This window comes from Microbacterium sp. (genome assembly GCF_035277845.1).
Taxonomy (GTDB): Bacteria; Actinomycetota; Actinomycetes; order Actinomycetales; family Microbacteriaceae; genus Microbacterium.
The window spans coordinates 1-20,823 of the sequence record NZ_DATEJS010000263.1; the positions used below are offsets into that span (position 1 = coordinate 1).

Here is a 20,823-nt window from a genome sequence, read left to right on the forward strand (position 1 = left end):
CCCGGAACGAGTACTCGACGATGCTGTGGCCGAGCCGCCGGCGCCACCCGGGGGCGCGCTCGGCCATGAGCTCGTCCGCGATCCGCACCGCCTCGGCGGCCGTGGCCGCATCGGCGACCCGGCTGTGCACGCTGAAGCCGAAGGACTTCGGCTCGATCCCGATGCCGGCGAGCCCCGCCAGACGCGCCCGCGCTTCGGCGAGCACCGATTCGTGCAGCGCCGCGTCGGCCGCGTCGACGGCGGGGATGACACGGCCCCTGCCCGGGAACCAGTACTCGACGCCGTGCGATCCCGCGAGGAGGATCCGCGACGCGTCGTCGTGCTCCGCGATCACCCGCAGATCCGCGAGGCTCCGCCCCGACACGAGCGCGACCGTGGTCGCGGGCGCCGCCGCGAGCGCGGCCACCGCGGTGCGCGCCGCATCATGCATGCGCGCGTCCATCGGCTCGGCCACGAACGGGGAGAGGGTTCCGTCGAAATCCAGGGCGACGAGCAGGCGCGGGGTCCCGGCGAGGTGCTCGAGCGCGGCGTCGGCGGCGGTCACGACTCGTCCCGGGTGCGCTCGAGAGCGGCGAGGAAGTCGCGGGACCAGGCCTGCACGTCATGGTCGTGCACCCGCCGTCGCAGTGCACGCATCCGGCGGCTCTGCTCGGCGGGCGTCATCTCGAGCCCCCGCATGATCGCGTCTTTGACGCCTTCGATGTCGTGCGGGTTGACCCGCACCGCACTTCCCAGCTCGTCGGCGGCGCCCGTGAACTCGCTCAGGATGAGCACCCCGCGGTTGTCCACGCGGGATGCCACGTACTCCTTGGCCACGAGGTTCATCCCGTCGCGCAGGGCGGTGACGAGCATGACGTCGGCGGCGAGGAACAGCGCGACCATCTCCTCACGGGGGAAGGCCTGGTGCAGGTACCGGATGGCCGTGTGCCCCATGGTGTCCATGTCGCCGTTGATCCGGCCCACCGTCAGCTCGATCTCGTCGCGCAGCTGGATGTACGTCTCGACCCGCTCCCGGCTCGGGCTCGCGACCTGCACGAGGGTCACGTCCTCGACGCTCAGCCGGCCGTCCTGCAGCAGCTCGCCGAACGCCTTCATGCGGTGCCGGATGCCCTTGGTGTAGTCGAGGCGGTCCACCCCGAGCAGGATGCGCTGCGGGTTGCCGAGGCTCGCGCGGATCTCCGCGGCCCGCGCACGCACATCGGGGTCGCGCGCCAGGTCTTCGTACTGGGCCGTGTCGATCGAGATCGGGAACGCGCGCACCACCGCGGTGCGCGCCTCACCCTCGGCGGTCGGGACGCGGATGCTGCCCGCCCTCGTCTCGTACCGCAGCTGCCGGCGCACCGCGCGGGCGAAGTTGCCCGCGTCGGCCACGCGCTGGAACCCGATGACGTCGGCGCCGAGCAGCCCCTCGAGCACCTGGCGACGCCAGGGAAGCTGGGCGAAGAGCCCGTATGCCGGGAACGGAATGTGATGGAAGTAGCCGATGGTGAGATCGGGCCGGAGCTCGCGCAGCATCTGCGGCACCAGCTGCAGCTGGTAGTCCTGCACCCACACCGTGGCGCCCTGGGCGGCGACATCCGCAGCGGCCGTGGCGAACAGGCGGTTGACGCGACGGTACGCGTTCCACCACTCGCGGCGGTAGCGCGGAGCCGCGATGACGTCGTGGTACAGCGGCCAGATCGTGTCGTTCGAGAAGCCCTCGTAGTACTGCTCGATGTCCTCGGCCGTGAGGGTCACGGGCACGAGTCGCGTGCCGTCGAATTCGAAGGGTTCCACGTCGATGTCGGGCTGTCCCGGCCAGCCGACCCAGGCCCCGTCGACGCTCCGCATCACCTGCTCCATGGCCGTGACGAGGCCACCCGGCGACGTCCGCCAGCCCCCGTCCTCGTCTCGATCCACGGGAAGCCGATTGGCGACGATCACGAACTCTGCCTGTGTCACGCTCTCCTCCTCAGGGTTGGGGGCGCACTGCCCAGGCTAGTGCCCGACGCCTGGACGAGCCGTGTCCCGGCCGCTCGGACGGTGCCATCCCGGCACCGAGACGCTAGCGTGAAGGCATGCGCAAGTACGTCTTCGGAACGGGCCTCATCGGTGCGATCACCAGCGGACTGGAGCTGCTGCGGGGGCTGCGTGACGAGGACGAGCCATTCACCTGGAGGCACGCGCTCATCTGGCTGAGCTGGGGGATCACCGTCGCGCTGACCATCGGCGCGATCGTCGACACCCGGCACGACGTGCTCGAAGAGCGGGCGGCGCGCGCCGCCCGGACGGCGACCGCCCGGCGCTGAGACGTCAGGCCGGCTCGGGGGCCAGCGTGATCTGGTAGTGCACGAAGCCGGACAGGTCGGCGACCTTGTCGTACAGCGTGCGCGCCCGCGCGTTCCCGTCCGCGGTGAGCCAGTACACCTGGTCGCAGCCGGCATCCTCCGCCCATGCGCGCACATGGGCGATGAGGGCGCGGCCCACGCCTCCCCCGCGCACGTCCGGGGCGACGAAGAGGTCCTCGAGGTAGCAGTAGGCGCCCGTGGTCCACGTCGAGGACTGCGGCAGCCAGTTGACGAACCCGACGGCGCGTCCCTCGTCGTCGCGCGCGATCGCGCCGTGCATTCCGTCCCCGGCGACGAGGCGCGCGAACGTCGCATCGGTCACCGCGTCGGCGAGCTCGGTCTCATAGAACGTGAGGTAGCCCTGCCACAGCGGCTCCCAGTCGGCGCGATCGGACTCGGTGAGCGCGGAGATCCTCATGGGGCGAGGCTACGGCATGCGTCGCGAGCGCCGGAAGACTCGGCGCAACGGTCAGCGCGTGATGATCAGCGCGTGATGATCAGCGCATCGCCCTGTCCGCCGCCGCCGCACAGGGCGACTGCCGCTGTGCCTGAGCCGCGACGGACAAGTTCGTGGACCGCGTGCACGACCAGGCGATTGCCGGACGCGCCGATCGGGTGCCCGACGGCGATGCCGCCGCCGTGGATGTTGACGACGTCGTCGCTGAGCCCGAGTTCTCGCTGCGAGCGGGCGACGACCGCGCCGAAGGCCTCGTTGATCTCGACGAAGTCGAGGTCGGCGGGCTCGATGCCCGCCTTGTCGCAGGCCTTGCGGATCGCGTTGGCCGGCTGCGCGTGCAGCGAGTTGTCGGGCCCGGCCACCTGACCGGATGCACCGATGACGGCCAGCACCGGCCAGCCCTGCTCGTCTGCGTGCGAGCGCGTCGTGAGCACGACCGCGGACGCGCCGTCGGAGATCTGCGACGAGTTGCCCGCGGTGATCGACCCGCCCTCGGCGAACGCGGGCCGGAGCCCCGCCAGGGTGTCGACGGTGGTGTCGGGGCGCACGCCCTCATCGGCCGTCACCGAGATCGGGTCGCCCTTGCGCTGCGGGATAGGCACCGGGACGATCTCGGCGTCGAAGATGCCGGCCGACTGGGCGGCGGCGGCCCGCTGGTGCGAACGCGCGGCGACGGCATCCTGATCCGCCCGGGTGACCTCGTACTTCCCGTTCAGGCGCTCGGTGGAGGCACCCATGCTCTCGCGATCGTAGGCGTCGGTGAGACCGTCGTAGGCCATGTGGTCGAGCACCTCGACGCTGCCGTACTGCCATCCGCTGCGCGAGCCGACGAGCAGGTGCGGCGCCTGCGACATCGACTCCATGCCGGCGGCGACGACGACCCGGGCATCCCCGACCGCGATCATGCGGGCGGCGTCGATGATCGCGGTGAGACCGGACAGGCACACCTTGTTGACGCCGGCCGAGTGCACGCTCCACGGGATGCCGGCGCCGATCGCCGCCTGCCGTGCCGGGTTCTGCCCCGACCCGGCCGGAAGAACCTGACCGACGATCACCGCGTCGACGACGTCGGCGGGGATCCCGCCCTGGTCGAGGGCGCCGCGGATCGCGACGCTTCCCAGCTGCGGGGCGGACAGGCTCGACAGGGCGCCCTTCAGGCGTCCCTGGGGCGTGCGGGCGGCGGCAACGATGACGACGTCGTCGGTGTTCATGCCTCCAGCCTAAGCGTGTCCGAGACCAGCAGCGTCGGCTCGGTGGCGGCCCGCACCTCCTCGACGGAGACGCCCGGCGCGACCTCCACGAGCACGAGGCCGGCGTCGGTCACGTCGATCACCGCGAGGTCCGTGATGATGCGGTCCACGACCCCCCGGCCGGTCAGCGGAAGGCTGCATTCGTCGACGATCTTGGCGCTGCCGTCCTTGGCCACGTGCTCCATCAGCACGATCAGCTTTCCGGCGCCGTGCACCAGGTCCATCGCGCCGCCTGGACCCTTGACCATCTTTCCCGGGATCATCCAATTCGCCAGGTCGCCGCGGGCGGACACCTGCATGGCCCCGAGGATCGCGGCGTCGATCTTGCCGGCGCGGATCATGCCGAAGCTCAGCGCGGAGTCGAAGAACGCCGTGCCCGGAAGGGTGGTGACGGTCTCCTTGCCGGCATTGATGAGGTCCGGGTCGACGTGCTGCTCGTCCGGGTACGGGCCGACGCCCAGGATGCCGTTCTCGGACTGCAGCACGACGGTTACGCCGTCCGGCACGTAGTTGGGCACCAGGGTGGGCAGACCGATGCCGAGGTTCACGTAGGCGCCGTCAGCGAGCTCGCGGGCGGCGCGCGCGGCCATCTGGTTGCGGGTCAGCGCCATCTCAGGCCTCCTTCACGGTGCGACGCTCGATGCGCTTCTCGATGCCGGTGCCGACCTCGACGACGCGGTGCACGTAGATGCCCGGCAGATGCACGCTGTCGGGGTCGACCTCGCCGGGCTCGACCAGGCGCTCCACCTGGGCGATGCAGACCCTGCCGGCCATCGCGGCGAGCGGGTTGAAGTTGCGGGCGGCCTTGTTGAAGACGAGGTTGCCGTGCCGGTCGCCGAGAGCCGCGTGCACCAGGGCGAAGTCCGTCACGATCGCGTCCTCGAGCACGAACTCGCGCTCCCGTCCGGCGACGGTGAACGTGCGCACCTCCTTCGGTGCGGATGCCTGCGCGACACCGCCGGAGCCGTCGTAGCGCTGCGGCAACCCGCCCTCGGCCACCTGCGTGCCCACCCCGGTGGGGGTGAAGAACGCCGCGACCCCGGAGCCGCCGGCGCGGAGCTTCTCGGCCAGGGTGCCCTGCGGCGTGAGCTCGACCTCGAGCTCACCGGAGAGGAACTGCCGCTCGAACTCCTTGTTCTCCCCCACATACGACGAGGTCATCTTGCGGATGCGGCCGGCACCCAGCAGCAGGCCGAGCCCCCAGTCGTCGACCCCGCAGTTGTTGCTCACGACAGACAGTCCGCCGGTGCCCTGGGCGAGCAGAGCCTCGATCAGCGCCATCGGATTGCCGGAGAGCCCGAACCCGCCGACCGCGATGCTGGCACCCTCCCCGATGTCGCTGACCGCCGCGGCGGCATCCGGAACCTGCTTGTCGATCACGTGACACTCCTTTGCTGTCCTCTCCGGACCTTACGCGTGGTTCGCGGGCCGGACAACGCGACCGCGGCGAACCCTGCCATCGGCGCGCTCATGCTCCGTCCGCGGCATGCAGCAGTCCGCGCAGCGCCTGGATCGTATCCGCCTGCGCGGCGGTCTTGTCGGGGCGGTAGCGCTTCACCCGCGCGAAGCGCAGCGCGATTCCGCCCGGGTAGCGGCTCGAGCGCTGCACGCCGTCGAGGGCGATCTCGACCACGACTTCGGGGCGCAGGTGCACGGCGTGGGCCGAGCGCCGTGTCTCGTACGACGGGAAGGTGTCCGTCTGCCACCGCAGCAGTGCGTCGGTGAGGCCCTTGAACGTCTTCCCGACCATGACGAAGCCGCCCGGCTCACCGAACTCCCCCACCGGATCGAGCGCGCCGAGGTGCAGGTTCGAGAGCAGGCCGGTGCGACGCCCCGAGCCCCACTCCACGGCCAGCACCACGAGGTCGAAGGTCGCCACGGGCTTGACCTTGATCCACGCCGAGCCGCGACGGCCCGCCGCGTAGGGCGCGTCGATGGCCTTCACCACGACACCCTCGTGCCCGGCCGCGAGCGCGTCGCGCGAGAGCGACTCGGCCTCCTCGGCGTCGGCGGTCAGGATGCCCGGGATCACGCACTCCCCGACCACCCGCTGCAGCTCCGCCCGGCGTTCGCGCAGCGGCGCGTCGATCAGGTCGCGGCCGTCGACGTGCAGGATGTCGAAGAACCAGGGCCGCAGGGCCACGGCCCGATCCGCGTCGGCGCCGAATCTCGCCATCGTGTCCTGGAATGCCCGGGGGCGCCCATCCGCATCGAGCGCCAGGGTCTCGCCGTCGAGGATCACCGATTCGGCGTCCAGCCCCCGCACGATCTCGACGAGCTCGGGGACGCGGTGGGTGATGTCCGCGAGGTTGCGCGTGAACACCTGCACGCGGTCTCCGCGTCGATGCACCTGGATGCGGGCCCCGTCGAGCTTGAACTCGACCGACGACTCCCCGGCCGCAGCCATCGCCTCCGCGACCGTGGGTGCCGTCGCCGCGAGCATCGGCTGCACCGGGCGGCCCACCTCCAGCGAGACGGCCTCCAGTGCGCCGGGCGGCTCGGCCAGGGCGATCCGCGCGGTCTCGCCGAGGTCGCCCGAGAGCATCGCGGCCCGCCGCACGACGTCGATGGGGCGGTCGCCCGCGCGCGCGATCGCCTCGGTGAGCACGCCCTCGAGGGCCCCCGTGCGCAGCTCCCCCAGGATGACCCGCACGACGAAGTCCCACTCCGTCGCGGTCGCCCGCTCCGCGAGGTCGCGAAGGAGCACCGTGCGCTCGGCCGCCGAACCCGGTCCGGATGCCGCCGCCAGCTGCTCGAACGCGTCGTCGACGTCGGCGATCGCCAGGGCCGGGGCATCCGCATGGGATGCATCGATCGCGAACGCGCCCCGCCAGCCGACCCCGAGTCGTCCCTGCCGCGGGCTCGCCGTGAGAAGCCCGACGGCCACGACCACCTCCTCGGGTTGCAGACGCGGCAGCAGCTCGGCGAGCGCATCGACTTTGGCGCGGCGCGATCGGGTGGCGGCGACCGCGGCCGAGGTGGTGACGACGTCGTCGAGCAGCATGCCCGCAGTCTGCCACCAGGTCCCGACACTCGACGGACCCGCCCGGCCGGATACGAAGAAACCCCCGGTCGAACCGGGGGTTTCTTCTTCGGTGCACCCCCTGGGACTCGAACCCAGAACCCACTGATTAAGAGTCAGTTGCTCTGCCGATTGAGCTAGAGGTGCCCGGTTCGCCGTACTGCGAACCGAGAGACCACACTACCCGAGAATCGGCGCAACACGAAATCGGCGCCGGGCCCGCCCGATATCCTGGATCGCGTGACCAGCGCAGCATCCGACTCCCCCGCCGCGCCCGCCGCCGGCACCGATCTCGCCACGGACCTGGCGCTCGCCCTGCGTCTGGCGGATGCCGCCGATGCGGTCTCGATGGCACGGTTCGACGCCCCCGACCTCGCCGTGCAGACGAAGGCCGACACGACCTTCGTGACCGAAGCCGACCTCGCGACCGAGCGTGCGATCCGGGAGCTGCTTCAGGCCGAGCGTCCCGACGACGGGGTGTTCGGCGAGGAGTACGGCAGCACGGGGTCCAGCTCCCGCCAGTGGATCATCGACCCGATCGACGGCACCTCCAACTATCTCAAGGGCATCCCGATGTGGGCGACGCTCATCGCCCTCGCGATCGACGGGGTCCCGCGCATCGGCGTCGTCAGCCAGCCGTCCATCGGACGGCGCTGGTGGGGCGGCGACGGCCTCGGCGCGTGGACCAACACGCCCGGCGACACCGTCGCCCGGCCGATCCGCGTCTCAGCCGTCGACGACCTCGCCACCTCGAGCGTGAGCTTCCAGTCCATCCAGCAGTGGGATGAGGCCGGGCAGCTCGATGCGCTCGTGCGCCTCACCCGCTCGGTGTGGCGCGACCGCGGCTACGGCGACGCGTGGCCCTACATGCTCCTCGCCGAGGGCCGGCTGGAGCTCGTCGCCGAGTTCGACGTCAAGGAGTACGACATCGCCGCCCACGTCGCCATCGTGCGCGAGGCGGGCGGGCGATTCACCGCGTTCGACGGATCGGACGCCATCGACGCACGGTCCTCGCTCGCGACGAACGGCGTGCTGCACGACGCCTATCTGCGCCTGCTGCACGCCGGGGACGCCGGATGAGGCGGGCGCGGTCCGTCGCCGCCGGTGCCGTCCTCGGCGCGGCGATCATTCTCGCGGGATGCACCGGCACGCCCGCACCGAAGGCCCCGTCGCCCACATCCTCCCCGACCGCGTCCGCGTCGACATCCCCGACGCCCGTCGCGCTCACCTGCGAGAACATGATCCCGGCCGCGACGGTCACGGCGTTCCGCGCCGCGCATTGGACCGCGACGCGCGGGCCGCTGTACGTCGGCGACGTGCGGATCGACCGCGGCCTGCAGTGCACCTGGGGCGGCGCGTCCGGCGAAGGCGGCGAGATCTTCGGTCGCGGGCCGATCGATCAGGCGACCGCGAAGGATGCCGAACAGCAGCTCCTGTCCCAGGGCTGGCGGCGCATTGACGCGCCGGAGGGCGTGTACATCACCGCCGGCAAGGACATGATCCTGAATCCGGACGATGAAGGCTACGGGATGACCTACCTCTTCAGCGACGGCTGGGTGAAGGTGGCGAGCACCAAGCAGGGCATCCTGCTCATCGCCGACCCGTCCTGAGCCCCGCACCGGACGGCGAAAAGCCGGATGCCCCGCCCGCCGGGGCAGGCATCCGGCTTCTCCGCTCAGAGCACCTTCGACAGGAACGCCTTCGTGCGTTCGTGCTTCGGGTTGGTGAGCACCTCGTTCGGGTCGCCGGACTCGACGACCACGCCGCCGTCCATGAAGACGACCTCGTCGGCGACCTCGCGGGCGAAGCCCATCTCGTGGGTGACGACGATCATCGTCATACCGGTCTTGGCGAGCTCCTTCATCACGTCGAGCACCTCGCCGACCAGCTCCGGGTCGAGCGCCGACGTCGGCTCGTCGAACAGCATGAGCTTCGGGTCCATGGCGAGGGCGCGCGCGATGGCGACACGCTGCTGCTGACCACCGGAGAGGTGCGCCGGATAGTAGTCCGCCCGCTCGCCGAGGCCCACGCGCTCGAGCAGCTCACGGGCGCGCTGTTTCGCCTGGGAGCGGCCGACGCCCTTCACCCGGACCGGGGCCTCCATGACGTTCTCGAGGGCCGTCATGTGCGGGAACAGGTTGAACCGCTGGAACACCATTCCGATGTCACGCCGCTGCTTGGCGGCATCCTTCGGGTGCAGCTCGTACAGCTTGCCGTTGGCCTCGCGGTACCCGACGAGCTTGCCGTCCACCGACAGTCGTCCGGCGTTCACGCGCTCGAGGTGGTTGATGCAGCGCAGGAACGTGGACTTGCCCGAACCGGACGGGCCGACCAGGCACAGCACCTCGCCTGGCATCACGGTCAGCGAGATGCTCTTGAGCACCTGGTTGGAGCCGTAGCTCTTCGACACGCGCTCGGCGTGCACCATGGGGGTCACGTCGGTCATGCCTGGTCGCCTTCCTTGTTGCGCATCACGCGGACGGTCTCGGTGATGGTGCCCGGCTGCTTCGGCCCCTCCGGGGGGCGCCGGTCGCCGACGCCGCGCGAGAACCGCTTCTCCAGGTAGAACTGGCCGACCATCAGGATCGACGTGAACGCCAGGTACCAGATGGACGCGACGATCAGCAGCGGGATCGGCGTGAACGTCACCGCGGAGATGTCGCGCGAGACGCCGTACAGGTCGGTGGTGAGCGGGATCGCCGCGACCAGCGAGGTCGTCTTCAGCATCGAGATGACCTCGTTGCCCGTCGGCGGGATGATGACGCGCATGGCCTGCGGGACGACGATGCGTCCCATCGTCTGGCCCCAGCCCATGCCGAGTGCCGTGGCCGCCTCTTCCTGACCGCGGTCCACCGACAGGAGGCCGGCGCGCACGATCTCCGCCATGTACGCCGCCTCGTTCAGAGACAGGCCCACGACGGCGATGATGAACGTGTTCGTCATGAAGCCGAGGTCGAGGTCGACGCCCAGGTGGGTGAACGGCACCCCGACGAAGAGGTCCTTGTAGATCAGGGAGAACAGACCCCAGAACACCAGCTGCACATAGACCGGGGTCCCGCGGAAGACCCAGAGGTAGAGCCAGGCGATGTACTTCACGACGGGGTTCGGCGAGAGCCGCATGACCGCGAGGAGAAGCCCGAGGATGATGGCGATCACCATCGAGAGCACGGTGATCTCGAGCGTCACCAGGGCCGCCGCGCTGATGCGGCGGTCGAACACGTACTTGATGACGTACGGCCAGCCATAGGCCGGGCGCTGCAGCGCGTCGACGACGAACCAGACGAGCAGCAGGATGAGGACGACGGCGAACACGACCCGCCACGGATGCCGCAGCTTGATCGCCTTGATCGGCTCGGCCTCGTCCGCCTCCCGGAGCGCGCCGCTCCGGGAGGCCTGTGTGTCGGCAGAGGACATGTCAGCTCTTCGAGGCGAGGTTGATCTCGGCGGTCTTCACGGCGCCGTCGCCGACGCCCCACTTGGCGAGGATCTTGCCGTACGTGCCGTCGTCGATGAGCGCCTGGACGGCCTTCTGCACGAGCGGGGTCAGCGCGGAGCCCTTGGCGATCGGGAATCCGTACGGTGCGACGTCGAAGGTGTTGCCCGCCTTCTGCAGCTTGTCGCCCGTGGTCTTGATCGCGTAGGAGGTCACCGGCGAGTCTGCGCTCATGGCGTCGACCTGACCGAGGATGACCGCGTTCGTCGCCTGGTCCTGGGCGTCGTAGCGGAACACCTGGATGGCGGGCTTGCCCTTGGCCACGCACGCCTTGGACTTGGCGGGCACCTCGTCGGTGTCCTCGAACGTGGTCGCCTGCACCGCGACCTTGAGACCGCAGGCGTTGTCCGGGTCGACGGTCTTGCCCTTGAGGGAGGCCCACGAGATGCCGGCCTGGTAGTAGTTCACGAAGTCGACCTGCTTCTCGCGCTCGACGGTGTCCGTGAACGAGGACACGCCGATGTCGTCCTTGCCGCCGGTGATCGAGGGCAGGATGTTGTCGAACTTGGCGATGTTGTACTGGGCCTTGAGGCCGAGCTTCGCGGCGATCGCGTTGGTGAGGTCGACGTCCCAGCCGGTGGGGTTGCCGTTGGCATCCTTGAACTCGTTCGGCGCGTACGTGTCGTCCATGCCGACGGTCAGGACGCCGGACGACTTGATCGCGGACGGCAGCGCGTTGTACAGCGCGTCGTCCTTCTTGACCGAGGTGCCGGAGGTGGCTCCGCCACCGGTGGACGAGCTCGTCGTGGGTGTGTTGTCCACGCAGCCGGCGAGCAGGAGGACGGCCGCCGCGGCGCCTGCCGCAGCGACGAGGAAGCGTCGGGTTCGCATATGTTCACCTCAGTGTGAAATCGGGGGTCCCGGACCGGGATACGGACTGAGCGTAATGGGATGCAGGACAAAACGTGCAACCTGGCGACACGGTCGTGTCCGGATCGTGAGAATCTGGTCGGCCAGACAGGAATTTTTCCGGCATCGTGGGGCGGAGTTGATTCCGCGCGGGTCGAGCCGGGCGGGAGACGCAGAAGAACCCCCTCGACCCTGGGGCCGAGGGGGTTCACTCCGTGTGACAGCGGTGGTGCTTGGAGCACGGTGGAGCTGGGGGGAATCGAACCCCCGTCCAACGCTGAGTCTCCACGCCTTCTCCGGGCGCAGTCTGTGCAGACGTTCTGCTCGGCCCCGACCTTTGTCACAGACACCCAAGTCGACAAGCCCAGTCCGGGAGAAGTCCCGTGCGACGTCCGGACGCCGTCGCACAGCGAGATTCCTAGATGACGCCAGGATCCGTATCGGAATCACATACGGCCTGACGGACTATCGGGCTCGCTTACGCAGCGAGGGCGAAGTCAGTGCGCTTGTTGTTGGCACTTATTGGTTTGCAGGGAGCGTTCACGAGATAACCCTGCATCCTCGGCCCGCTTCTCGTGGGTTCACAAGCGCTGTCGAAACCGATCAGCCCCGTGTCCTTCAACTGAAGGGACCGCTGTCACACTGTGGAGTTGCCGCTCGGGGGCCGAAGCACCCGAGCATCACAGACTACAACGCCGGTGCCTGGGCGGCAATTCCGCTCCCCGGCGCCGCCTGACGGCTAGTCGCCGAGGCGGTTGCGCGAGCGCATGGCGCGCTCGGCCTCGCGCTTGTCCTGCCGCTCGCGAAGGGTCTGGCGCTTGTCGTACTCGCGCTTGCCCTTCGCCACCGCGATCTCGACCTTCGCCCGCCCGTCGGAGAAGTAGAGCTTCAGCGGCACCAGGGTGTATCCGCCCGCGGAGACGGCGTGGGAGAGCTTGATGATCTCCTCCTTGTGCAGCAGCAGCTTGCGGGTGCGCTTGGAGGAGTGGTTGGTCCACGTGCCCTGGGAGTACTCCGGGATGTGCACCGCGTCGAGGTACGCCTCGCCGCCGTCGATGTACGCGTAGCCGTCCGAGAGGTTCGCCCGGCCCTGGCGCAGCGACTTCACCTCGGTGCCGGTCAGCACGAGGCCGGCCTCGTAGGTCTTCTCGATGGTGTACTCGTGGCGCGCGCGACGGTTGGTCGCGACGACCTTCTCACCGCGTTCCCGGGGCATGGTCCACTCCTTGATCGGATGCCGCGGAGCATCCCGGTCGGGAAGGCGGCAAGCCCGTCAGTCTATCAAGCCCGCAGCCAGCGACGAATCGCGAAGCCGGCCGAGACCGCCGCCAGCACCACGCCGAGCACGATGAGGATCGGGATGACGTAGAACACGTCGGAGTTGTCGACCCAGGTCGTGACGAACTCCACCCGGCTCTGCAGGTATCCGCCGACACCGAACTGCACCGCCGCCCAGACCGCCCCGCACGCCAGCACCGAGCCGATGAGGGCGGAGAACACGCCCTCCAGGATGAACGGGGTCTGGATGAACCCGTTCGACGCGCCCACGAGGCGCATGATGCCGATCTCCCGCCTTCGCGCGTAGGCCGACAATCGGATCGTGGTCGCCACGAGCAGCACCGCGGCGATGAGCATGAGCGCGGCGATCCCGACGGCGATGTACGTCGCGACGGTGAGGGCCGAGAACAGCGGCTGCAGCAGCTTCATCTGGTCCTGCACCTGCTGCACCCCGGGCTTGCCCGCGAAGGCCTCGGAGATGACGTTGGAGTTCTCGGGATCGACGAGGTTGATGTAGTAGCTCGCGCCGAACTGGCTGGGGCTCAGGATGTCCTTGTAGTCCGCGCCGAGCAGTTTCAGGGCGTTGTCGTACGCCTGCCTGGGCGTCTCGAACCGCACTTGGCCGATCAGCGGCTTCAGCGCCGCGCTGTCGAGTTGCGCCTTGACGGCGGCGATCTGCTTCTTCGTCGCGGCACCGTCCGAGCAGGATGCCTCGCGGGCACCGCTCACGCACATCGAGACCTGAACCTGCGCGCGACCGGTCCAGAAGTCGCGCATCTTGCCGATCTGCGCCTGCATGAGCACCGCCGCACCCACGAACGACAGCGACACGAACGTGACGAGCACGATCGAGATCACCATCGAGATGTTGCGCCGGAGTCCCGACAGCGCCTCGGTGAAAACGAGTCCAGCCCTCATCGCGTCGGCCCCACTTCATCGTCGTCGTCCGGATCGGCGAGGCCGAGCTTGTCGGCGAGGCCAAGCTCCGCGACGTCCACATGCTGAACCTTGAGAGCGGCCGTGCGGGTCGGCGGCTCCTTCGGCGTGCGCTCGTCGTCGTCCGATGCGTCCGCCGCGGGGCGCGTCACCTGAGTCCGCGGCGGGTCCGCATACACGGGAGCCTCGACGACCCCGGTCTCGATGATCTCGCGGTGCAGTTCGAGCACCGCGGTCAGGGCCGCCACGGACTCCGCGCCCTTCTCCGGCTCGGGCGCCAGGTTCGGCAGCGACGAGCGGTCGCCGTAGCCGCCGTGACTCTCGTCGCGCACCATGGTGCCCTCGCTGAGCTCGATGACCCGCCGCTGCATCTGGTCCACGAAACCGGCCTCGTGCGTGGCCATCACCACGGTGGTCCCCGCCAGGTTGATGCGGGCCAGCAGCTGCATGATGTCGGCCGAGGTCGCCGGGTCGAGGTTGCCGGTCGGCTCGTCGGCCAGCAGCACCTGCGGACGGTTCACCAGGGCGCGCGCGATCGCGACGCGCTGCTGCTCGCCGCCGGACAGTTCGTGCGGCAGCCGCTTGCCCTTGCCCTCCAGGCCGACGAGCGCCAGCGCCTCGGGGACGGCCTGCTGGATGAAGGGGCGCGAGGCGCCGATCACCTGCAGCGCGAAGGCGACGTTCTGGGTCACGGTCTTGGTCGGGAGCAGGCGGAAATCCTGGAACACCGCGCCGATGTGGCGCCGGAAGTACGGGACCTTGCGGCTCGACATGGTGCGCAGGTCGCGCCCGAGGGCGATGACGCGCCCCTGGGACGGCGTGTCCTCACGCAGGATGAGCCGCAGGCACGACGACTTGCCGGACCCGGACGGGCCGACGAGGAAGACGAACTCTCCGCGCTGCACCTCGAAGTCCACCTCGTTGAGGGCGGGTTTCGCGGTGCCGCGGTATCGCTTGGTGACGTTCTCGAACCGGATCATGGCCTAACGAGCCTAAGCGGGTGCGGTCGCCCCATCGCTAACGACACCCGGAGGCGCAGCATCCGGGCCGCCGCTCATAGCCGGCTCTCAGTCGTCGTCCTTGCGCTTGCGCCAGCGGATGCCGGCCGCGATCAGGCCGTCGAGGTCGCCGTCGAAGACCACGGCGGGGTTGCCCACCTCGTAGCCGGTGCGCAGATCCTTGACCAGCTGCTGGCCGTAGAGGAAGTACGAGCGCATCTGGTCGCCCCAGCTCGCGGTGATGACCCCGGCGAGCTCCTTCTTCTTCGCGGCCTCCTCTTCCTTCTTGAGGAGCAGCAGGCGGGTCTGCAGCACCCGCATCGCGGCGGCGCGGTTCTGGATCTGCGACTTCTCGTTCTGCATGGATACGACGATGCCGGTGGGCAGGTGGGTGATGCGCACGGCGGAGTCGGTGGTGTTGACCGACTGACCGCCCGGGCCGGACGACCGGAACACGTCGACGCGGATGTCGCCCTCGGGGATGTCGACCTCGACGGCCTCCTCCATGACGGGGATGACCTCGACGGCGGCGAAGCTCGTCTGGCGCTTGTCCGCGGAGCCGAACGGGCTGATGCGGGCGAGGCGGTGCGTGCCGGCCTCGACCGACAGGGTGCCGTAGGCGTACGGGGCATCCACCTCGAACGTCGCGGACTTGATGCCCGCGCCCTCGGCATAGGACGTGTCCATCACCTTGACGGAGTACTTGTGGCGCTCGGCCCAGCGCAGGTACATGCGCATGAGCATCTCGGCGAAGTCGGTGGCGTCGTCGCCGCCGGCGCCCGAACGGATGGTCACGACGGCGGACCGCTCGTCGTACTCGCCGTCCAGCAGCGTCTGCACCTCGAGGTCGCTGATGATCTGCCCGAGAGCGGACAACTCTGCGCGCGCCTCGTTCGCGGTGTCCTCGTCGTCCATCTCGATGGCGAGCTCGACGAGCACGTCGAGATCGTCGAGGCGCTGCTCGACGTCGGTGACGCGCTTGAGCTCCGCCTGGCGGTGGCTGAGCTGGCTGGTGACGCGCTGCGCCTTCTCGACGTCGTCCCACAGGTCGGGGGCGCCGGCCTCGGCGCTCAGTCGTTCGATGTCGGCGCGCAGGGCGGGGACGTCGACGACGGCCTGGATGTCGGAGAACGTGGAACGCAGGGCCTGGATGTCGGCGGACGGATCGAACTCAAGCATGACAGTCCAGGGTATCGCGGATGCCGGTCAGTCCAGCGCCGTGCGGCTGGTCGCCGTCGCGCGCAGATCGACGCCGCGCGGTACGAACAGGGTGATGACCGGTGGATGCCACGTCTCGGCGACCGTCACCCGAGCCGAGGACCCGTCCGGAACCACGGCCGCGACGAGGATCTCGTCGTCGCCGTTGTCCCGCACGAAGAGTGCCGCCTGGCGGTGCACCTCGTCGTCGTCGAGCCGGACGACGACCGGACCCGTGCCGGTCGTGGGCGCGATCCCCTCGGCCGCGGCGACCGCCGCGCCGTCCGCCAGCGCGTCCAGGCGCTTCTGCGCCAGATACAGCGACGTCGCATCCGCGCACAGCAGGATCAGCACCAGCGCGAGCGCCGCGTAGCCGATCGTGAGGATCATGAGCGTGCCCTCGTCGTCCGGACCGGATGTGCGACGACCCCGGAGGAGCCGGCGCATCATTCGCTGCCCCAGAACCGGGACACGTGCTGGACCGCCGTCGACTCCACGGGGATGCTCGCCCACCGGCGCATGCCCAGCACGTCCGGCACCAGCGGCAGGGCGACGCGGGCGCGCATGGTCACGCGCACGGTCGCCCCGGCAGACGGGCACGGCGACCCCTGCGGCGTGCAGGCGAGGGAGAGTTCGACCGTCGCGGGGTCGATGTCGTAATCGGACGCCACAGCCTGCAGCACCTCGTCGGCGCGCCGAGCCGCCGCGGCGCCGTCGGGTGCGGTCGAGACCGCGCGCGCGATGTGCCGGGCGCCGGCCTCGGTTCCGAGCGTCTGGCCCTGGATCAGGCCGAGCGTGACGATCAGGTACACGAGCGGAACGAGCATGAGCACGCCGACGAAGATGAACTCGAGAGCGGCCGATCCGGCATCCTCTCCCGATGCGAATCGAGCGCGCAGTCGCTCAGTCGAGCCGCTCCACCGGAGCACGGGCGATCACCTCCATCGCGTGCGCGACCCCGAGCAGTCCGATGACCGGCAGGGTCGTCCGCACCGTCACGCGCACGTCTGCTCCGGTGCGGCGCGCCTCCACCCGGTCGGCGTACTGGGCGCCGACGGTGCGCTCGATGATCCGACGGGTCCACGCGACGCCGTCCGCGGGATCGTTGTCGGCGAGTGCGGCGTGATAGGCGCCCTCGACTGCGGCGTCGTGCACCACATTCCGCACGTACACGCCGAGGCCGAGCTGCAGCACGCCGAGGGTCAGGATCGTGAGCATCGCCCCGACGAGCACGAACTCGACCGGGCTGGATCCCCGGTCGGCCGGACCCGTCTCGTCGGCGAACCGACGGCGGGCTCCGCGCAGGATGCGGCGCAGGCTCACAGTCCGGAGACGCGGGCGATCGCCTGCTGGAACAGGTCGGCGAGGGCCGGGCCGGCGAGCGCCCACACGGCGACCACGAGTCCGGCGGTCATCAGCGTGATGAGCACCCAGCCGGGCACGTCTCCCCGATCGTCGCGGATGACGGCATCCCACCGTCGAGCGAGCCCCTTCAGCGTGGCGCGCACGTTGTGCATCATGTCGTTCTCCTTCTTCTCACTCAGCCGATCCCGAGGCGCAGCAGGAACACGCCCGGGAAGATCGCGAACAGCACGGACAGCGGCAGGATGAGGAACACCAACGGGATCAGCATGTAGATCTCCTTGCGTCCGGCGCGCTCGATCAGGCCGCGCTTGGCCTCCTCACGCGCATCCGTCGCCTGGGCCTGCAGCACCTGCGCGAGTGGCGCGCCGCGGTCCAGGGCCGCCACCACGTGGTCGAGCGAGCGCGCCAGTGCGGACATCTGCAGCTCCGAGCCCATACGCGTCAGCGCATCGCCGAGCCCCGTGCCCGTGCCGACCGCCAGCACCACGTCGCGAAGCTCCGTCGTCAGCTCGCCGGAGCCGAGGTGCGCCACGCGACGCAGCGAGTCCAGGATGCCCTCGCCCGCGGACAGGCACATCGCCAGGAAGTCGAGGACAGTGGGCAGCTCGTCCTCGATGCGAGCCGTGCGCCTCCGGGCGGCGCCGGTGAGCTCCATGTCGCACAGCACCGCCCCCGTCACGGCGCCCAGCACGGGCAGGAGGGCCACGGCTCCGCTGCCGCGTCCACCGACGACGACGAGCACAGCGAGCGTCCCGCCCAGTCCGAGCCCGGTCAGCATCCACGCCAACTGCCGGCCGCGGAAACCGATCACATCGCCCGGCCGACGCGCCTGCCGCAGCCGGCGTTCGATGACACTCGAGCCGCCGATCGCCGCGGCGACCCGCACCTGGGCGCGCTGCCACAGTTCGCGCGCCCCGAAGGAGCGCAGCGGGGTGAGCGCGGTGATCCCGAGCGGGTCGGCGACGTCGCGGATGTAGGGCGCGATGCGGCGGCTGAGCGTCGGCGCTCCCCAGCGCGGCAGCACCGCGACCATGAGGCACACGCCGAGCCCGAAGGCGCCGCCGAGCAGCACCGAGATCGCGGCATCCGTCATCCATCCGCCGGTCATGCGAACCACCGCCGCGGTTCCGGCAGGCGACCGATGCGCAGCATGATCCGGTACGCCAGGATCGACACCACCGCACCGGCGAGGATCAGGGCGACCCCCGCCGGGCTGCTGTACGCACTGACGCCCTCGGGCCGGAGCGCGAGCAGCGCGACGATCACCCACGGCGCGATGACGCCGAGGACGGCGGCCCCGCGGATCCAGGACTGCCGCGAATCCACCTCGGCCCGAAGCGCCGCCTCGGCGCGGACGGAGGTCGCGAGCGAGCGCAGCACGGGCACGAGCTCGGTGCCGCCCACCTGCCGGGCCATGCGCAGCGTCTCCACGATGCGGTCCGCGACCGGGTCGGCGAGCCGTGTCTTCAGGCGCGCCGCAGCCGAATCGAAGTGGCCGGATGCCGCGACGTCGCGCGCGAAGGCGTCGAAGGCGGGGCGCAGCGCCACCGGCGCCGACGAGGCGAGGGATGCCACCGCATCCGACAGGCCCATCCCCGCACGCACCGACGCGATCAGCAGATCGCACACGTCGGGCCAGAGCGCCCGGCGGGTACGCCGCAGCCGATGGGCGCGCCCGCGCAGCCAGACGAACGGTGCCCCCGCCGCGGCGGCCGCCGAGACGAGGACCAGCACCGGCACGCCCATCACGAGCCAGATGGTGCACCCGGCGACTGCCGCGAGGCCCACCCCGACCAGCACCGGCGTGCGGGTTGCGGCCGACGCGAATCCCGCGCCGTCGAGCAGGCGCCGCAGCGGGGACGAGCCTCCGGAGCGCGCAGGTCGGGCCGCGCGCGGCGGCCACAGCCACGGCGACAGCACGAGCAGGATGCCGGCGGCCAGCAGAGACCCGAGCAGCACGGTCACGACGCCGGTCCCCCGTACACGGTGCGCACGTCGACGACGCCGTCGGTCACGGTTCCGGTGGGTGCGACGATCTCGGCGACCCGGCGGCGGCCCGCGGCATCCTGCTCGCAGTGCACGACCAGCTGCACCGACGATGCGATCGCCGCGGTCACGAAGGTCGCCTCGATGTTGCGGCCGGCGAGGAGCGGCAGCGCGCCGAGTTTGCGCAAGGCCTCGCGGGCCGAGTTCGCGTGGATCGTCGCGGCGCCGGGCACACCGGTGTTGAGCGCCAGCAGCAGGTCCAGCGCCTCGGCGTCGCGCACCTCGCCCACGATGAGCCGGTCCGGCCGCATACGCAGCGCCTCCTTGACGAGGCGGCGCAGGGTGATCTCGCCGGTGCCCTCGAGGCTCGGCTGACGGCCCTGCATCGCGACGATGTCCGGCGCGGCCGCGGCGAGTTCGAACGTCTCCTCCACCGTGATGATGCGCTGCTGCGGCGGACAGGCCGCGATGAGGGCTCCGAGCAGCGTCGTCTTGCCGGCGTGCGTGGCGCCGGAGACGAGCACGCTGCTGCCGCGCGCCATCTCGGTGCGCAGGGCCTGCGCCGCCTGCTCCGTCATCGAACCGGCCGCGACGAGGCCGTCGAGGTCGCGGTAGGCGGGAAGGAACTTGCGGATGTTGACGGACCAGTACCGCCGGGTCACGTCCGGTATCACGACGTGCAGCCGGGAGCCGTCCGGCAGCGAGGCGTCGACGAAGGGCTGGGACAAGTCCACGCGACGGCCGGTGGCGTGCAGCATCCGCTCGACGAGGTCGCGGACCATTCCGTCGGTGAGATTCAGAGGCAGCTGCTCGGACACACCGCCGCGCGCGGCGAACACCTTGTCGGGGCCGTTGATCCACAGCTCCTCGATCGTCGGGTCGTCGAGGAACACCTGCAGCGGACCGTAACCGGCGACGGAGGCCAGCACCTCCCGCACGCAGCCGTCCTCGTCGTCGACCAGCAGATCTCCACGGGCGAGCGCCGTGTCGTTGTACCGGCGCACCTCCGTCCGGGCAAGCACCTCGGCACGCCCCGGGTCCCGTGCCGGATCGATCTGCTGTGCGCGCAGCTCGTCCCGCACGCGCAGGGCGATCCGGCCGGAAGGCGGCAGAACCCGCTGGTCGTGCAGGGGATGCGCGGGCCCGGCGGTCGAGGTGTACGGAAGAGGCACGGGGACATCCTCGCAATTTCCGCGAGAACGCCTCGAAAGTTATCCACAGGTCCCGGCCCGAAATGAACGGACCATCCGCGCAACCTCGTACGGCAGCACTTCAATCCTGCTTCACGAGCGCTCCGCTCTCCGCGCTGTGCGCGGCCACGCTCTCGGCAGCCGATCGGTCAAGACTCGATGCCGATGTCGCATCCAGCACGAGCGTTGCCCACGGCCCGAGTGCACCGCCGTCGTTCCAGTCGTCGAGGAGGAGGTCGTGCCCGGCGACCGGCGCAGGCATCCGCTCGCCGGTTTGGTTGATGACGAAGAGCGTGTCGCCGCGGCGGCTCATTTCGATCCCGGCCGGGGCCGCGGGGAGGCGCGGGACCGCAGCCTCTCCCAGGATGTCGTCGTAGATGCGTGCGAGCGCGCTCGGCGAGGGCAGGGTGGAGAGGTACCATGCGGCGCCGGTTCCGTAGTCGTGTCGGGTCACGGCCGGCCTACCGACGACGTC

General features: G+C 70.3%; 25 protein-coding genes, 1 tRNA gene and 1 other RNA gene. 3 read left to right on the forward strand and 24 right to left on the reverse strand.

The features are described from left to right. Together otsB and VJR25_RS11355 are read right to left on the reverse strand one after the other, a co-directional pair. The coding region (otsB, locus tag VJR25_RS11350; RefSeq protein WP_324115081.1) for a trehalose-phosphatase at positions 1-544 on the reverse strand (544 nt) is incomplete at its 3' end. Continuing rightward, positions 541-1,941, reverse strand: a complete 1,401-nt coding sequence (locus VJR25_RS11355) for an alpha,alpha-trehalose-phosphate synthase (UDP-forming) (RefSeq protein WP_324115082.1) — start codon at positions 1,939-1,941, stop codon at positions 541-543. The genes VJR25_RS11355 and otsB, both read right to left, overlap by 4 nt. Positions 1,942-2,057: 116 nt before the next feature. Between VJR25_RS11355 and VJR25_RS11360 the strand changes: the two genes are divergently transcribed. Next, the gene (locus VJR25_RS11360) at positions 2,058-2,288 is read left to right on the forward strand and encodes a hypothetical protein (RefSeq protein ID WP_324115083.1); all 231 of its coding nucleotides are present in this window, start codon (positions 2,058-2,060) and stop codon (positions 2,286-2,288) included. A gap of 4 nt (positions 2,289-2,292) precedes the next feature. On the opposite strand, the gene VJR25_RS11365 is transcribed toward VJR25_RS11360, so the two are convergent. From VJR25_RS11365 to VJR25_RS11390, 6 genes are all read right to left on the reverse strand, one after another. Further along, on the reverse strand, positions 2,293-2,745 hold the full coding sequence (locus VJR25_RS11365; protein WP_324115084.1) for a GNAT family N-acetyltransferase: 453 nt from the start codon (positions 2,743-2,745) through the stop codon (positions 2,293-2,295). 65 nt (positions 2,746-2,810) lie between these two features. Further along, complete coding sequence (locus VJR25_RS11370; protein ID WP_324115085.1) at positions 2,811-3,995, reverse strand: acetyl-CoA C-acetyltransferase; 1,185 nt, start codon at positions 3,993-3,995, stop codon at positions 2,811-2,813. After that, the gene (locus VJR25_RS11375; protein ID WP_324115086.1) at positions 3,992-4,645 is read right to left on the reverse strand and encodes a CoA transferase subunit B; all 654 of its coding nucleotides are present in this window, start codon (positions 4,643-4,645) and stop codon (positions 3,992-3,994) included. Before VJR25_RS11375 ends, VJR25_RS11370 begins: the two co-directional genes overlap by 4 nt. 1 nt (position 4,646) lies before the next feature. Continuing rightward, positions 4,647-5,414 (reverse strand): CoA transferase subunit A, encoded by a 768-nt coding sequence (locus VJR25_RS11380; RefSeq protein ID WP_324115087.1) that lies wholly within the window; start codon positions 5,412-5,414, stop codon positions 4,647-4,649. Positions 5,415-5,502: 88 nt separating this feature from the next. Further along, positions 5,503-7,038: an ATP-dependent DNA ligase gene (locus tag VJR25_RS11385; RefSeq protein ID WP_324115088.1), complete on the reverse strand. Its 1,536-nt coding sequence runs from the start codon at positions 7,036-7,038 to the stop codon at positions 5,503-5,505. A gap of 92 nt (positions 7,039-7,130) precedes the next feature. Further along, positions 7,131-7,203 (reverse strand) — tRNA-Lys (locus VJR25_RS11390). Between the two features lie 93 nt (positions 7,204-7,296). On the opposite strand from VJR25_RS11390, the gene VJR25_RS11395 reads away from it, so the two are divergent. Both VJR25_RS11395 and VJR25_RS11400 read left to right on the forward strand, forming a co-directional pair. Continuing rightward, entirely contained in the window at positions 7,297-8,136 is an 840-nt protein-coding gene (locus VJR25_RS11395) for an inositol monophosphatase family protein (protein WP_324115089.1), read from the forward strand. Further along, the gene (locus tag VJR25_RS11400) at positions 8,133-8,666 is read left to right on the forward strand and encodes a hypothetical protein (RefSeq protein ID WP_324115090.1); all 534 of its coding nucleotides are present in this window, start codon (positions 8,133-8,135) and stop codon (positions 8,664-8,666) included. Before VJR25_RS11395 ends, VJR25_RS11400 begins: the two co-directional genes overlap by 4 nt. Positions 8,667-8,731: 65 nt before the next feature. Here the strand turns inward: VJR25_RS11400 and VJR25_RS11405 are convergent, their stop codons facing one another. From VJR25_RS11405 to VJR25_RS11480, 16 genes are all read right to left on the reverse strand, one after another. Further along, on the reverse strand, positions 8,732-9,502 hold the full coding sequence (locus VJR25_RS11405; RefSeq protein WP_324115091.1) for an amino acid ABC transporter ATP-binding protein: 771 nt from the start codon (positions 9,500-9,502) through the stop codon (positions 8,732-8,734). After that, the gene (locus VJR25_RS11410) at positions 9,499-10,470 is read right to left on the reverse strand and encodes an amino acid ABC transporter permease (RefSeq protein ID WP_324115092.1); all 972 of its coding nucleotides are present in this window, start codon (positions 10,468-10,470) and stop codon (positions 9,499-9,501) included. Before VJR25_RS11410 ends, VJR25_RS11405 begins: the two co-directional genes overlap by 4 nt. Position 10,471: 1 nt before the next feature. Continuing rightward, a complete protein-coding gene (locus tag VJR25_RS11415; RefSeq protein WP_324115093.1) occupies positions 10,472-11,380 on the reverse strand; it encodes an ABC transporter substrate-binding protein in 909 nt (302 codons plus the stop codon). A gap of 259 nt (positions 11,381-11,639) precedes the next feature. Then, positions 11,640-12,009: a transfer-messenger RNA gene (gene ssrA, locus VJR25_RS11420) on the reverse strand. Between the two features lie 128 nt (positions 12,010-12,137). Next, positions 12,138-12,614: an SsrA-binding protein SmpB gene (gene smpB / locus VJR25_RS11425; RefSeq protein WP_324115094.1), complete on the reverse strand. Its 477-nt coding sequence runs from the start codon at positions 12,612-12,614 to the stop codon at positions 12,138-12,140. A 65-nt stretch (positions 12,615-12,679) separates the two neighbouring features. After that, positions 12,680-13,594: a permease-like cell division protein FtsX gene (gene ftsX, locus VJR25_RS11430; protein WP_324115095.1), complete on the reverse strand. Its 915-nt coding sequence runs from the start codon at positions 13,592-13,594 to the stop codon at positions 12,680-12,682. Further along, positions 13,591-14,592 (reverse strand): cell division ATP-binding protein FtsE, encoded by a 1,002-nt coding sequence (gene ftsE, locus VJR25_RS11435; protein WP_324115096.1) that lies wholly within the window; start codon positions 14,590-14,592, stop codon positions 13,591-13,593. Before ftsE ends, ftsX begins: the two co-directional genes overlap by 4 nt. Positions 14,593-14,679: 87 nt before the next feature. Further along, positions 14,680-15,789, reverse strand: coding sequence for a peptide chain release factor 2 (gene prfB / locus VJR25_RS11440; protein ID WP_324115097.1), 1,110 nt, complete (start codon positions 15,787-15,789; stop codon positions 14,680-14,682). 27 nt (positions 15,790-15,816) lie between these two features. Continuing rightward, positions 15,817-16,197 (reverse strand): hypothetical protein, encoded by a 381-nt coding sequence (locus VJR25_RS11445; RefSeq protein WP_324115098.1) that lies wholly within the window; start codon positions 16,195-16,197, stop codon positions 15,817-15,819. Positions 16,198-16,253: 56 nt separating this feature from the next. Next, positions 16,254-16,736: a TadE family protein gene (locus tag VJR25_RS11450; RefSeq protein ID WP_324115099.1), complete on the reverse strand. Its 483-nt coding sequence runs from the start codon at positions 16,734-16,736 to the stop codon at positions 16,254-16,256. Then, positions 16,711-17,130 carry a TadE family protein gene (locus tag VJR25_RS11455; protein WP_414683776.1) on the reverse strand — a complete coding sequence of 140 codons (420 nt, stop codon included), beginning with the start codon at positions 17,128-17,130 and terminating at the stop codon, positions 16,711-16,713. Before VJR25_RS11455 ends, VJR25_RS11450 begins: the two co-directional genes overlap by 26 nt. Next, positions 17,127-17,324 (reverse strand): hypothetical protein, encoded by a 198-nt coding sequence (locus VJR25_RS11460; protein ID WP_324115105.1) that lies wholly within the window; start codon positions 17,322-17,324, stop codon positions 17,127-17,129. The genes VJR25_RS11455 and VJR25_RS11460 overlap by 4 nt, the downstream gene beginning before the upstream one ends. Before the next feature lie 23 nt (positions 17,325-17,347). Continuing rightward, on the reverse strand, positions 17,348-18,280 hold the full coding sequence (locus tag VJR25_RS11465) for a type II secretion system F family protein (RefSeq protein ID WP_324115100.1): 933 nt from the start codon (positions 18,278-18,280) through the stop codon (positions 17,348-17,350). Next, a complete protein-coding gene (locus VJR25_RS11470; protein ID WP_324115101.1) occupies positions 18,277-19,137 on the reverse strand; it encodes a type II secretion system F family protein in 861 nt (286 codons plus the stop codon). The genes VJR25_RS11465 and VJR25_RS11470 overlap by 4 nt, the downstream gene beginning before the upstream one ends. Next, positions 19,134-20,252: a CpaF family protein gene (locus VJR25_RS11475; protein ID WP_414683777.1), complete on the reverse strand. Its 1,119-nt coding sequence runs from the start codon at positions 20,250-20,252 to the stop codon at positions 19,134-19,136. Before VJR25_RS11475 ends, VJR25_RS11470 begins: the two co-directional genes overlap by 4 nt. 178 nt (positions 20,253-20,430) lie before the next feature. Then, positions 20,431-20,823, reverse strand: a 393-nt coding sequence (locus VJR25_RS11480; protein WP_324115103.1) for a beta-galactosidase trimerization domain-containing protein, incomplete at its 5' end; no start/stop codon positions are given.

What these genes read in the sequence shown, in the direction of transcription:
- VJR25_RS11360 (WP_324115083.1), top strand. Translation starts at nt 2,058, where the DNA reads ATGCGCAAGTACGTCTTCGGAACGGGCCTCATCGGTGCGATCACCAGC.
- VJR25_RS11365 (WP_324115084.1), bottom strand. Translation starts at nt 2,745, where the DNA reads ATGAGGATCTCCGCGCTCACCGAGTCCGATCGCGCCGACTGGGAGCCG.
- VJR25_RS11370 (WP_324115085.1), bottom strand. Translation starts at nt 3,995, where the DNA reads ATGAACACCGACGACGTCGTCATCGTTGCCGCCGCCCGCACGCCCCAG.
- VJR25_RS11375 (WP_324115086.1), bottom strand. Translation starts at nt 4,645, where the DNA reads ATGGCGCTGACCCGCAACCAGATGGCCGCGCGCGCCGCCCGCGAGCTC.
- VJR25_RS11385 (WP_324115088.1), bottom strand. Translation starts at nt 7,038, where the DNA reads ATGCTGCTCGACGACGTCGTCACCACCTCGGCCGCGGTCGCCGCCACC.
- VJR25_RS11400 (WP_324115090.1), top strand. Translation starts at nt 8,133, where the DNA reads ATGAGGCGGGCGCGGTCCGTCGCCGCCGGTGCCGTCCTCGGCGCGGCG.
- VJR25_RS11405 (WP_324115091.1), bottom strand. Translation starts at nt 9,502, where the DNA reads ATGACCGACGTGACCCCCATGGTGCACGCCGAGCGCGTGTCGAAGAGC.
- VJR25_RS11410 (WP_324115092.1), bottom strand. Translation starts at nt 10,470, where the DNA reads ATGTCCTCTGCCGACACACAGGCCTCCCGGAGCGGCGCGCTCCGGGAG.
- VJR25_RS11415 (WP_324115093.1), bottom strand. Translation starts at nt 11,380, where the DNA reads ATGCGAACCCGACGCTTCCTCGTCGCTGCGGCAGGCGCCGCGGCGGCC.
- smpB (WP_324115094.1), bottom strand. Translation starts at nt 12,614, where the DNA reads ATGCCCCGGGAACGCGGTGAGAAGGTCGTCGCGACCAACCGTCGCGCG.
- ftsX (WP_324115095.1), bottom strand. Translation starts at nt 13,594, where the DNA reads ATGAGGGCTGGACTCGTTTTCACCGAGGCGCTGTCGGGACTCCGGCGC.
- ftsE (WP_324115096.1), bottom strand. Translation starts at nt 14,592, where the DNA reads ATGATCCGGTTCGAGAACGTCACCAAGCGATACCGCGGCACCGCGAAA.
- prfB (WP_324115097.1), bottom strand. Translation starts at nt 15,789, where the DNA reads ATGCTTGAGTTCGATCCGTCCGCCGACATCCAGGCCCTGCGTTCCACG.
- VJR25_RS11445 (WP_324115098.1), bottom strand. Translation starts at nt 16,197, where the DNA reads ATGATCCTCACGATCGGCTACGCGGCGCTCGCGCTGGTGCTGATCCTG.
- VJR25_RS11460 (WP_324115105.1), bottom strand. Translation starts at nt 17,324, where the DNA reads ATGCACAACGTGCGCGCCACGCTGAAGGGGCTCGCTCGACGGTGGGAT.
- VJR25_RS11465 (WP_324115100.1), bottom strand. Translation starts at nt 18,280, where the DNA reads ATGACCGGCGGATGGATGACGGATGCCGCGATCTCGGTGCTGCTCGGC.